Here is an 11,439-nt window from a genome sequence, read left to right as displayed (position 1 = left end):
CGGCATCCCGAGGCGCCCTAGCTACCTAGGGCGCCGATATGACGGTTTCATGCCGGCGTGGCCGTCGAGGAGGAGAGGCCGGCTGTCTACAAGCCCGAAAAGGCACAACAGAACTGTCACATACCTTCTCTATGAGAGCGGCAAGGGACTTGCGCAAAGCCTGATGTCATCAGCCACTCAAGAGGGATAAAATCCATGTCGATCTTCAAGCGGGGCCTTGCGGCCCTTGCCGCCGGGGCCTTCAGCATCGCGCTGGCGCAGCCGGCTGCCGCGGAGCCGGTCAAATTCGATTTCTGGTTCGGCCTGTCGGGCGACCTCGCCCGCGTTGTCGATACGCTGTGCAAGAACTTCAACGCATCGCAAGCCGACTATGAAGTCGTCTGTACCAGCCAGGGCAATTACGACGCCACGCTGCAGAACACTATCGCCGCCTTCCGCGCCGGCAAGCAGCCAGCCGTCGTCCAGGTCTACGACGTCGGCACCGCCACCATGATGCTGTCGGGCGCCTACAAGCCCGCGGACAAGCTGATGGAAGAAAACGGCTACAAGATCGACTACGCCGATTATTTCCCCGGCATCGCCCGCTACTACGCGACGTCGAAGGGCGAGATGCTCTCGTTCCCGTTCAATTCGTCGACGCCGCTGATGTACTGGAACAAGGACGCCTTCGCCAAGATCGGCAAGACCGAAGCCCCCAAGACCTGGGAAGATGTCGCCACCGACCTTCAGGCCTTGAAGGACGCCGGCTATGAATGCCCGATGGCGATCAACATCTCGGCCAATGAAAGCTGGCAGCTGATGGAGCAGTTCTCGGCCATCCACAACCAGCCGATCGCCACCAAGAACAACGGCTATGACGGTCTCGACGCCCGTCTTGAAGTCAACAAGACCAAGTTCGTGCAGTACGTCACCGATCTGAAGAAGTGGTATGACGCGGGCCTGATCAAGATCAAGTCCAAGGATCTCGGCCAGGATATGGTCCAGGCCTTCGCCTCCGGCACCTGCCAGGTCATCATGACCTCGGTCGGCGACCACGGCACCGTCGGCAAGACGCAGAAGGAAGGCATGAACTGGGATGTCGCCGAGCTGCCGGTCTATGCCGGCACCGAGCGCAAGAACTCGCTCGTCGGCGGCGCCTCGCTGTGGGTGCTCTCCGGCAAGTCGGACGCCGAGTACAAGGGAGCCGCCGCTTTCCTGAACTTCATCCACGACCCAAAGACCGCTTTGTTCTGGTCGACCAACACCGGCTACATCCCGGTGACCAAGTCGGGTTTCGACTACCTGAAGTCCCAGGGTTTCTACGACAAGGCTCCCTATAAAGGTCGAGAAGTCGCGATCGCCAGCCTGACCGCGTCGGAGCCGACCGAAATCACCCGCGGCATCCGTCTGGGCAACTTCACCCAGATCCGCGCCGAGTTCGGCACCCAGATGCAGGCCATCTTCGCCAACAAGGTCAGCGTCCAGGAAGGCCTCGACACGCTGGTCAAGAACGGCGACGCCATCCTCGACCGCTTCCAGCAGACCTATCCAGGCAAGACCCTGCCCTGATCGCCTGACTTCAGGGCCGCCCGTCGCGTCCGAGCATCATGCTAGGGTCGACGGGCGGCCATTTCGTTCTTAACCTCACCTTGCTCTAAGCCAGCTGTCAGGCGGGCGTCGGCGGATCGATGGAAAAACGCGTTACCTTCAGCAGGTGGACTATCGGCATCCTTTTCGCGGTGCCGCAGCTCCTGCTGATCTTCACCTTCTTCTACTGGCCGGCTGGCCAGGCCGTGTACTGGTCACTGACGCTGCAGCAGCCCTGGGGTGGCGGCAACATTTGGGTCGGGCTCGACAATTTCCGCTCGATCCTGTCCAACGCCGACTACTGGAACTCGATCACCGCCAGCCTCATCTTTGCCGGCATCAGCACAGGGATGGCGATGTTCATCGCGCTTGTGCTTGCGGCGCTCACCGACCGCCAGCTTGCCGGCTCGCGCCTCTACCGCGTGGTGCTGATCTGGCCCTACGGCATCGCAGCCCCCGCGCTGGCGATGGCGTTCCGCTTCATCCTGGCGCCGGAAGCCGGCTTCATGGCTGTCGTCAACCAGGTCTGGCCCGGCTTCTGGGACCCCGGCCTCGACGGCGCCGACGCGATGGCGTCGATCATCGTCGCCTTTTCGTGGAAGTATGTCGGCTATAACTTCATCTTCTTCCTCGCCGCGTTCCAGGCCATCCCGCGTTCGCTGATAGAGGCGGCGGCGATGGACGGCTCCGGCGTCATCAGGCGCTTCTGGGACATCCAGTTCCCGCTGATCACGCCGACCATCTTCTTCCTTTTGGTCATCAACATCACCGAAAGCTTCCAGGATTCCTTCGGCATCGTCGACATCATGACCTCGGGCGGCCCGGCCAATGCCACAAATCTGATGGTCTACAAGATTTATTCCGACGGCTTTAAAGGGCTCGACTACTCGGGCGCCGCCGCACAGAGTATCATCCTGATGCTGCTTATCGTCGTGCTGACCATTTTCCAGTTCCGCTTCATCGAGCGGCGCGTGCACTACAGGTGAGGCGGATATGGTAGAGCGCACCCCGTTCCTCAATTTCTTCACGCATGTGATCTTGTTCGTCGGCTTCGTGTTTTGCATCGCGCCGTTCGTGATCGTGGTCATCGCCGCGTCGCACAACCTCAAGGACGTCAACGACGTGCCGATGTCGCTGCTGCCCGGCAGCGACTTCTGGCTCAACATCAAAACGGCGTGGACGACAGCCGACCTCGGCCCCAAACTGTTCAACAGTTTTGTCATGGCGGCGGGCGTCGCCGCCGGCAAAGTGATCATCTCGGCGCTGACCGCCTTCTCGATCGTCTATTTCCGTTATCCCGGCCGCACCTTCATCTTCTGGCTGATCTTCGTGACGCTGATGCTGCCGCTGGAAGTACGCATCGTGCCGACCTATGCGGTCGTCGCCAACGTGCTGTCGCCCTACCAGACCATCCTCGACATTACCGGCCTGACCTGGCTGATCGAGAAGGTGTCGGGCGTCCAGGTTGCGCTCAGCCTCGGCCTGCTCAATTCCTACACCGGGCTGATCTTGCCGCTGATCGCCACCGCCACCGGCACCTTCCTCTACCGGCAGTTCTTCCTGACTGTTCCGGATGAACTGACCGAAGCCGCGCGCATGGACGGCGCCGGGCCGCTGCGCTTCTTCATCGATATCCTGTTGCCGTTGTCGCGCAACAACATGGCCGCGCTCGGCACCATCATGTTCCTGTGGGCATGGAACCAGTATCTGTGGCCGCTGCTCATCACCACCGACCAGTCTCATGCGACGGCTGTGACCGAACTCAAGCAGCTCATTCCCAACGTCGGCGGCATTCCGGAATGGAACATCGCCATGGCCGGAACGCTCATCGTCATGCTGCCGCCGCTGGTCGTCGTTGTCGCCATGCAGCGCTGGTTCGTGCGCGGCCTGATCGCCACCGAAAAATAAGGAGCAACCAATGGCCTCCATCACCATCCGCGACGTCACGAAGAGCTACGCCAAGATGCAGGTCGTGCATGGCGTCGATCTCGACATCGCCACGGGCGAATTCGTCGTCATCCTCGGGCCGTCGGGTTGCGGCAAGTCCACGCTGCTGCGCATGATCGCCGGGCTGGAGGACATTTCGGGCGGCACGATCGCTATTGACGGCACGGTGGTCAACAAGTTGGAGCCGCGCGAGCGCGGCTGCGCCATGGTGTTCCAGAACTATGCGCTCTATCCGCATATGAGTGTTTCGCAGAACATCGGCTATTCGCTGAAAGTATCGGGCGTTCCCACCGCCGAGCGCACCCAGCGCATCCAGGCGGTTGCGCGCACGCTGGAGCTCGAACATCTGCTCGACCGCAAACCGATGGCGCTGTCCGGCGGCCAACGCCAGCGCGTCGCCATGGGCCGCGCCATGATCCGCGAACCGAAGGTGTTTCTGTTCGACGAACCGCTGTCCAACCTCGACGCCAAGCTGCGCGTGCAGATGCGCTCGGAAATCCGCAAGCTGCACCGCCGGCTCGCCGCCACCTCGGTGTTCGTCACCCACGACCAGGTCGAGGCGATGACCTTGGCCGACAAGCTTGTGGTGATGAATGGCGGCCGTGTCGAACAGGTCGGCACGCCGGCCGAAGTCTACAGCCGTCCGGCGAGCCGCTTCGTCGCCACCTTCGTCGGCGCGCCCGCGATGAACATGCTCGAAGGCACGGTAACGCTCGACGGCCTGTCGCTGCTCGGCGACAGCCGCAAGCTTAGCGTTTCGCGCACGGGCCTGCCGGTTGGTAGCAAGGTTGCGGTCGGCATCCGACCGGAGGCGGTGCGCCTGGTCGCGCCCGGCACGCCGGGCGCTCTGGCAGCGACCGTCGACCTGGTCGAGGAACTGGGCGCTGGACGCGTCGTCTATGTCGATTTCGACGGCGCGCCGTTCTCGGTGGTGACATCGGAGGTCGTCCATCCGGTTCCGGGCAGCGCCGTCGGCCTGCAGTTCTCCGAGGCCGACCTGCATTTCTTCTCTTCCGAGACCGGCAGCCGGCTCGACGTGTTCAAGGCCTCGGTGCCGGAACCGGCGCTCTGACACTTACAGCTTACAGGTCACATCATGAAAATCATCCAGGTCACGGACGTCCATCTCGGCCGCCGCGGGGAAATCCGTTTTGGCGCGGATTTGCATGAGCGGCTCGACCGCTGCATCGAGCACATCAATGCCCGCCATGGCGATGCGGCTCTTTGTGTTTTCAGCGGTGACCTGACCGAGACGGGTGCGCCCGAAAGCTATGCCGATCTCAAATCGAGCCTGAAACGGCTTTCCCTGCCGTACCGGCTGCTGCCGGGAAATCATGACCGGCGGGCCAATCTCGTGGCGGCATTCCCCGAAAATCCGACCGACGACAACGGCTTCGTGCAGTCTGTCTTCGATACACCGCAAGCATCGCTCATATTCCTGGACAGCCTGGTCGAAGGCCGCGTCACCGGTGAGCTCTGCGACAAGCGGTTGGCCTGGCTCGACGCCCGGCTTGGCGAGGCGGCGGAAAAGCGGGCCTACATCTTCCTGCATCATCCGCCGGTCGAGCTCGGCCTGCCGCTGCTCGATCCGCTCGGGCTGGAACAGCCGCAGCGCTTCCTCGACCTTTTGACGCGCCACGGCAATGTCGGCCATATCTTCTTCGGCCATGTCCACCGCGACATTGCCGGCACGGTCGCCGGCATCCCGTTCACCGCGCAGCGCGGCCTGCATGCCCGCTTCATGCTCGATCTGGTCGGCGATGAAGTGGTCGAGGAGGCGCCGCCGACCTACGGCATCGTTCTCATCGACGCCGCCGCCCGGCGACTGGTCGTGCACAACAACGATTTCCTTGAGACATGGCCGCTCTGGTCACCGGCAACGGGCCAGAGGGTTCGTTAGCCTTGGGAACTAACTATTCGGCAGGTCCGGCCTATCGACTGGGCGATAGCATCCGCTTCAATGTGCCATCGCGAAGCCAGAACTGATGAAACAGTGCGGCTAAGGCGTGGGTGGAAATCAGCACGATAAAAGCTGGTTTGTTCATAGAGTGAATATCGCCCCACGGATCACCGACATAGAAAGCGAGAAGGCCAAGGATCGGCGTCGCCAGCAATAGCAGATAAAAAAGCCCGTGTGAGCCGCGAGCCGCGATCTTCATCCAGCCAGGGCCGCTCTCGGCCGGTTTGGGTGCACCCGAAACCAACCGCATGACGAGCCTGAGCACAACCAGAGCGAGGATCGCTATCCCTACCCAATAATGGGCTGAGCCTAGCATTTGGTCCGTTGCTGATACTGAGGTTCCGTCCTCGGCGGCATCCACCACCGTTGTCATGTTCTCGCCAAAGAAAAGCTGGAATAACATGAGCGCAGCAATGATCCAGTGCAATGCTATTTGATAAAATGAATAACCTTGTCTAATTTCTTTCACCTAGATATCCCCTTTATTACGAAGTTCCAACTCCTCGCAATATTGAATATGTGGGGGACGGTGGCTTAATTTGGGTCGAAACCTCCCGGAAATATGGCGGAAACCTTACATTTTCGTATTGAGGTCAGCCGTCCGCAGCCAATTCCTGAATGGCTTCAGGCGAAGACATGCGCCTTGCCGGAGACGGTCAGCCGCACGATCTCGCCGACTGCCGGCGCGTCGATGCCCGGCTTGCGCAGCATCAGTGGCGTGTTGCCTATTGCCGCGGCGTCTGGCGGATCGGGGTTGTTCAACAACCGAACCGCAATGGTGCACATCGAGCCGGCGAACTCGGATTCCGTCACCTCGGCGAAGATCGTGCCCGGCGGGCCCGACATGCCTTCGCGCGCGGTGCGGCTCACCTGCACCTGCTCCGGCCGCAGCATGATGCGGGCGACATCGCGCCGCTCCTTCGAGTCGACGGCGATGCGGCCGAGCGAAGAGGTGGCGAAGCCGCCTGAAATCTTTGCCGGCAAGATGATGGCGTCGCCGAGGAACTCGGCGACCATGCGGTCCTTCGGCTGCAGGTAGAGTTCGCGCGGCGTGCCGATCTGCGAGAACTTTCCGTCACGCATCACCGCGACCTGGCTGGCGAAGGACAGCGCCTCGGCCTGGTCGTGGGTGACCAGGATGGTGGTAATGCCGGCGGCTTCGAGCAATTCGGCCACTGCCTTGCGCATCGAGGCGCGCAGACCCGTGTCGAGCGCCGAGAACGGCTCGTCGAGCAGCATCAGCCTGGGTTTCATCGCCATGGCGCGGGCCAGCGCCACGCGCTGCTGCTGGCCGCCAGAGAGCTGGTGCGGTCGGCGTTTGAGGATCGCCTTGTCTAGTCCGACCGTGTAGGCCAGTTCGGCGATGCGCTCAGTGCGCTGCTCTTCGCCGCGGGTCATGCCGAAGCCGATATTGTCGGCGATGCTGAGATGCGGGAACAGGGCGCCGTCCTGCGCCACCAGGCCGATGCCGCGGCGGTGCGCCGGCACCGCATGGCCGCCATTGGCCAGCACTTCGCCGTCGAGCACGACGCGCCCTTGGTCCGGCGCCTCGAAGCCGGCGATCAGCCGCAGCAACGTCGTCTTGCCGCAGCCGGAGGGGCCGACGATCGCGGTGCGGCTGCCGCTGGCGACGCTGAGGTCGACGCCGGCAATTGCGGCGACCGGGCCGTAATGCTTGGTGAGGCCGTTGATTTCGAGAAAGCTCATCGTCCGGCCATCCGTTTCGACTGGACATAGAGCAGCCATGTCAGCGGCAGCGACATCGCCACCATGATGAAGGCGTAAGGGGCGGCCGAGGCATAGTCGATCTCGCCGCTGTAGGACCAGAACGCCATGGCCAGCGTGCGCGTGCCATTGGGCGCCAGCATCTGGGTGGCGGTCAGCTCATTCATGATGCCGAGTACCACTAGCGCCATGCCCGCCGCGGCCCCAGGCGCCGACAGGCGGATCGTCGTCGACCACAGCGCCTTCAGCGGCGGCCGACCAAGGCTGGCGGCGGCACGTTCAAGCTCGATCGGCGCCTGTGCGATCGATGCCCGGAGGCTGATCAGGGCGCGCGGCAGGAACATCAGCGCATAAGCGACCAGGATGGTGAACAGCGTCTGGTAGAGCGGAATGGCGATGCGCACGGTGATGGTGACCAGCGCCAGCGCGATGACGACGCCGGGCAGCGAGCCGACAATGTAGTTGCAGCCCTCGAGCAGCCGCTGCAGCGGCCCCGATGCGCGGATCGAGATCCATGCCATCGGCATGGCGGCGATGGTCGCAAGCAGGGCGCCGGCGAGCGCCAGGAACAGCGTCTGGCCAAGCGCCAGGCCGATCTCGTCGAAACGCCAGACATCGGCGCCGCCGGCGACCAGCCAGCGGCCGATGGTGACGAAAGGCACGCCAATCGCGAGCAGTGTGGTGATGGCAGGCAGAGCCAGGCAGGGCAGCGTGGCGCGGCCGAGCCTGCTGCGCTGCCGGTGGCGCGCGGCGCCCGAGCCGACGCGAGCGTAGCGCTCTTCGCCGCGCACCAGCACCTCCAGCGCGAGCAGCACGAAGCAGCATGTCACCAGCACGCCGGCCAGCATGTTGGCGGCAGGGCCGTTGAAGGTCGACTGGAACTGGTCGACGATCGCGGTGGTGAACGTGTCGAAGCGGATGAAGACATAGAGGCCATATTCGGCAAGCAGATGCAGGCCGACCAGCAGCGCGCCGCCGCAAATGGCGAGCCTGAGCTGCGGCAGCACCACGCGTGCGAATACGCGCCACGGTCCGAGGCCGAGCGCTGCGGCTGCATCCTCCAAAGCTGGATCGAGCCGGCGCAGCGATGCCGCGATCGGCAGATAGAGGAACGGGAAATAAGCAAGGACCGACACCAGCACGCCGGCCCACAGGCCGTGCAGTCCCGGCACCAAGGTAATCCAGGCATAGGAGTGCACGAAAGCGGGGATGGCGAGCGGCGCCACCGCAAGCCAGGCCCACAGCCGAGCGCCGGGCAGGTCGCTGCGCTCGGTCAGCCAGGCCAGCGCTATCGACAACACAAGCGCGATCGGCACGGTGAGCGCCACCAGCAGCACGGTGTTGACCAGGAGCTCGCCGACGCGGGGCCGGAAGATCAGGGACGAGACGGTGTCCCAGCCGGTCTGCACGGCGATCCAGATGATGAAGGCAAGCGGCAGGAGCGACAACAGCGAGACAACAATGGCGGCGAGCACGATCCAGGACATGGGCTGCCGGCGGGACCGCCTGGCTGCCGTGCTCGGGTCTGCGAGATCGACCGCAGATTGCATCAGCTCGGCCGCGCCACTGCCGCCGGGGCGAGGGCGTCCGTAGCGCCGGAGGCGCTGCTAGAAATGCAATGTGTCGTCATGGACGATGCCATCTCGAAAACAGAACGCTCCTGCGGAAAGGCCCGCAGGAGCGCAGTCGTTGCCCTTTTAGGACGAACACGGACTAAAGCAAGCCGGCTGCCGTCATCAGGTCGGTCACCTTTCTAGAGTTCAGTGTCGCCGGATCGACCTTCGGCGCCTGCAGATCGGCCAGCGGCACCAGCTTCGCGTTGGACGGAGCGTCCTTGCCGACTGCGTATTCGAAGGATGTGCCGGTCTTCAGCACGTCCTGGCCGCCCTTGCCGGTCACCCATTTCAGGAACGCCTGGGCTTCCTTCGGATGCTTGCTCGAGGCCAGCACGCCGCCGCCGGAAATCGAGACGAAGGCGCCGGGATCCTGGTTCTTGAAATAGTGCAGCGCGACATTCTTGCTGTTTTCGCCGGTCTTGGCCTGATCGCCGAAATAGTAATAGTGGTAGACGACACCACCTTCGATTTCGCCGGCATTGACCGCCTTCATCACCGTGCCATTGCCTTTGTAGGCGGTGAAATTCTCCTTCATGGCCTTCAGCCAGTCGGCGGTTGCGGCTTCACCCTTGAGCTCAAGCAGCGCGCTGACGATGGCCTGGAAATCGGCGCCCGACGGCGAGGCGGCCCAGCGGCCTTTCCAGCTCGGATCGGCGAGATCGATCATCGATTTGGGCAGCTGGTCGGCGGTGAGCTTGGTCTTGTTGTAGGCAAAGACGGTGCTGCGCGCCGCGACACCCACCCATTTGCCGCTGCTCGGCTGGAATTCAGCCGGGACCTGGGCCAGCGTGTCGGCGTCGACCGGCGCGAAAAGGCCCGCTGCCTCGACCAGGGTCATGGCCGGGGAGTTTTCGGTCAGGAACACGTCGGCCGGCGAAGAAGCGCCCTCGGCGACGATCTGGTTGGAGAAATCGCTGTCGCCGCCATTGCGCAACGTGACCTTGATTCCGGTTTCCTTGGTGAAACCTTCGACCCACTCCTTGGCGAGGCTCTCATGCTGGGCATTGTAGACGATGATGCCGGCGTCCGCGGCCATAGCCGGGCCGCCAATCAAGCTCACGGCCAGCGCGGCAGCGCCGGTCAAAGTGGAGAGGGCATATCTCATGGGCGTCGTCCTCGATCTGTCTGGTCTGGTCTGGTTACGCCTGCACCTACCGATACCTGATTAGCATAGTCAACATTGGCGGGCTGCTTCAATCGGTCGCCGCCCCCGCAAACTTTCGTGATTTTGCGGCACTTTGGCTTGGACATTATTTCGTTGGCCACGTAACAAATCAGCGCCGAGGCGCGAAGATCGGGGAGTGAACTCTTGTGAGCGGCAAGGATGAGGCCGAGCTTTCCCGGCTGATGCGGGCCGCGATCGCGGGAGATGAAAGGGCTTACGCCGACTTTCTGCACCGGATCGCCGCGCTTGTTCGCGGCTTTGTCAGGCGCAAGATCGTACAGGGCGGGGTCGATCCCGAGGATGTCGTGCAGGAAACCTTGCTGGCCATTCATGTGAAACGGCATACCTGGCGCCAGGACGCGCCGGTGCTGCCGTGGATCTATGCGATCGCCCGCTTCAAACTGATCGATGCCTTTCGGCGGCGCGGACGGCGTATCGAGATCGAGATCGACGAGATCGCCGAAACTTTTGCCGAGCCGGAAGCCGAGACCGTCAGCGAACGTGACATCAACCGGGCGCTGGACGGCTTGCCGCCGGCGCAGCGTTCGGTGGTCTCGGCCATATCGGTCGATGGCCGCTCGATCGGCGAGACGGCTGCCAAGCTCGGAGTCAGCGAGACGGCGGTCAGGGTATCGCTACATCGCGGGCTTGCCGCAATCGCCAAACGTTTCGGGCGGCAGTGACATGAGAACCGAAGATCTCATCAAGGCGCTTGACGCTGACGTGCGCAGCAAGGCGATGCCGCTGCGCTCGGCCTGGTGGATGGCGGCGGCTGCCGCTGCGGTGATCGCCGCGGTGGTCTTCTTCCTAACCATTGGTCCGCGCCCCGACATCATGATCGCAATGCACACGGTGCGGTTCCTGGCGAAATTCGTCTTCACGCTGGTGCTGGCCGCCACAGCTTTCGCACTGATCCGGGCACTGTCGACACCGGGCGCTTCGACGGCGAGAGCGGCAGCCTGGATGCTTGCGGCGCCGCTGCTTGTGGCCGTGGCCGTGGCTCTCGAACTGTTCATGGTGCCGGAGCCGATGTGGAGCACGCGCATGGTCGGTTCCAACATGATGATCTGCATGGGGTTCATCCCGCTGATCGGCATCGGGCCGCTTGCCGTATTCCTGTGGATGCTGCGCTATGGCGCGCCGACACGGCCGGTGCTTGCAGGCGCGGTCGCGGGCCTGCTAGCCGGGGGGCTGGCGGCGACCTTCTACGCTGCGCACTGCTTCGACGATTCGCCGCTTTTCGTCGCCACCTGGTATACGCTTGCGATCGCAGTCCTCGCCGGGCTCGGCGCGCTCGGAGGAAGGTTCTTCGTGCGCTGGTAACCGGGCCGACTGAGATCGCCGGCAATGATCACCGATCCTTAATCATGCCGGCAATTGTTTGCGGGCTAACCGTGTTGCCGATGGATCCGGCGCAACCTTTCCTTAAAATCGATCATCCAAGGTTTTCCGCAGAATTG

11 protein-coding genes are annotated in these 11,439 nt (G+C 63.1%); 7 read left to right on the top strand and 4 right to left on the bottom strand.

What is annotated here, in order from left to right; all coding sequences use genetic code 11:
• Positions 1-195: 195 nt before the first annotated feature.
• The 5 genes from ACWGTI_RS05785 to ACWGTI_RS05765 all read left to right on the top strand — a co-directional run bounded on the left by ACWGTI_RS05785 (position 196) and on the right by ACWGTI_RS05765 (position 5,413).
• Entirely contained in the window at positions 196-1,548 is a 1,353-nt protein-coding gene (locus ACWGTI_RS05785) for an extracellular solute-binding protein (protein ID WP_454586191.1), read from the top strand.
• Positions 1,549-1,667: 119 nt separating this feature from the next.
• Positions 1,668-2,552: a carbohydrate ABC transporter permease gene (locus ACWGTI_RS05780; RefSeq protein ID WP_454586190.1), complete on the top strand. Its 885-nt coding sequence runs from the start codon at positions 1,668-1,670 to the stop codon at positions 2,550-2,552.
• A 7-nt stretch (positions 2,553-2,559) separates the two neighbouring features.
• On the top strand, positions 2,560-3,474 hold the full coding sequence (locus ACWGTI_RS05775; RefSeq protein WP_454586189.1) for an ABC transporter permease subunit: 915 nt from the start codon (positions 2,560-2,562) through the stop codon (positions 3,472-3,474).
• Between the two features lie 10 nt (positions 3,475-3,484).
• Positions 3,485-4,585 (top strand): sn-glycerol-3-phosphate ABC transporter ATP-binding protein UgpC, encoded by a 1,101-nt coding sequence (gene ugpC / locus ACWGTI_RS05770; protein WP_454586188.1) that lies wholly within the window; start codon positions 3,485-3,487, stop codon positions 4,583-4,585.
• A gap of 24 nt (positions 4,586-4,609) precedes the next feature.
• The gene (locus ACWGTI_RS05765; RefSeq protein WP_454586187.1) at positions 4,610-5,413 is read left to right on the top strand and encodes a phosphodiesterase; all 804 of its coding nucleotides are present in this window, start codon (positions 4,610-4,612) and stop codon (positions 5,411-5,413) included.
• 31 nt (positions 5,414-5,444) lie between these two features.
• Here ACWGTI_RS05765 and ACWGTI_RS05760 read toward each other — a convergent pair whose 3' ends face one another.
• From ACWGTI_RS05760 to ACWGTI_RS05745, 4 genes are all read right to left on the bottom strand, one after another.
• Positions 5,445-5,942: a cytochrome b gene (locus ACWGTI_RS05760; RefSeq protein ID WP_454586186.1), complete on the bottom strand. Its 498-nt coding sequence runs from the start codon at positions 5,940-5,942 to the stop codon at positions 5,445-5,447.
• A 155-nt stretch (positions 5,943-6,097) separates the two neighbouring features.
• Entirely contained in the window at positions 6,098-7,180 is a 1,083-nt protein-coding gene (locus ACWGTI_RS05755; protein WP_454586185.1) for an ABC transporter ATP-binding protein, read from the bottom strand.
• Positions 7,177-8,748: an ABC transporter permease gene (locus ACWGTI_RS05750; protein WP_454586184.1), complete on the bottom strand. Its 1,572-nt coding sequence runs from the start codon at positions 8,746-8,748 to the stop codon at positions 7,177-7,179. Before ACWGTI_RS05750 ends, ACWGTI_RS05755 begins: the two co-directional genes overlap by 4 nt.
• A 163-nt stretch (positions 8,749-8,911) precedes the next feature.
• On the bottom strand, positions 8,912-9,919 hold the full coding sequence (locus tag ACWGTI_RS05745; RefSeq protein ID WP_454586183.1) for an iron ABC transporter substrate-binding protein: 1,008 nt from the start codon (positions 9,917-9,919) through the stop codon (positions 8,912-8,914).
• 206 nt (positions 9,920-10,125) lie between these two features.
• Here ACWGTI_RS05745 and ACWGTI_RS05740 point away from each other — a divergent pair, with 206 nt between their 5' ends.
• Together ACWGTI_RS05740 and ACWGTI_RS05735 are read left to right on the top strand one after the other, a co-directional pair.
• The gene (locus ACWGTI_RS05740) at positions 10,126-10,662 is read left to right on the top strand and encodes a sigma-70 family RNA polymerase sigma factor (protein WP_142866419.1); all 537 of its coding nucleotides are present in this window, start codon (positions 10,126-10,128) and stop codon (positions 10,660-10,662) included.
• Between the two features lies 1 nt (position 10,663).
• Entirely contained in the window at positions 10,664-11,302 is a 639-nt protein-coding gene (locus ACWGTI_RS05735) for an NrsF family protein (protein ID WP_454573248.1), read from the top strand.
• Positions 11,303-11,439: the final 137 nt, after the last annotated feature.

The sequence above is a fragment of the Mesorhizobium sp. ArgA1 genome (genome assembly GCF_053714375.1).
The sequence above is the reverse complement of the archived record's forward strand: the minus strand, read 5'-3'. Positions and strand labels throughout refer to the sequence as shown.

Excerpts from the sequence above, each read along its gene's own strand:
- ACWGTI_RS05785 (WP_454586191.1), top strand. The coding sequence starts at position 196 with ATGTCGATCTTCAAGCGGGGCCTTGCGGCCCTTGCCGCCGGGGCCTTC.
- ACWGTI_RS05780 (WP_454586190.1), top strand. The coding sequence starts at position 1,668 with ATGGAAAAACGCGTTACCTTCAGCAGGTGGACTATCGGCATCCTTTTC.
- ACWGTI_RS05775 (WP_454586189.1), top strand. The coding sequence starts at position 2,560 with ATGGTAGAGCGCACCCCGTTCCTCAATTTCTTCACGCATGTGATCTTG.
- ugpC (WP_454586188.1), top strand. The coding sequence starts at position 3,485 with ATGGCCTCCATCACCATCCGCGACGTCACGAAGAGCTACGCCAAGATG.
- ACWGTI_RS05765 (WP_454586187.1), top strand. The coding sequence starts at position 4,610 with ATGAAAATCATCCAGGTCACGGACGTCCATCTCGGCCGCCGCGGGGAA.
- ACWGTI_RS05755 (WP_454586185.1), bottom strand. The coding sequence starts at position 7,180 with ATGAGCTTTCTCGAAATCAACGGCCTCACCAAGCATTACGGCCCGGTC.
- ACWGTI_RS05750 (WP_454586184.1), bottom strand. The coding sequence starts at position 8,748 with ATGCAATCTGCGGTCGATCTCGCAGACCCGAGCACGGCAGCCAGGCGG.
- ACWGTI_RS05745 (WP_454586183.1), bottom strand. The coding sequence starts at position 9,919 with ATGAGATATGCCCTCTCCACTTTGACCGGCGCTGCCGCGCTGGCCGTG.
- ACWGTI_RS05735 (WP_454573248.1), top strand. The coding sequence starts at position 10,664 with ATGAGAACCGAAGATCTCATCAAGGCGCTTGACGCTGACGTGCGCAGC.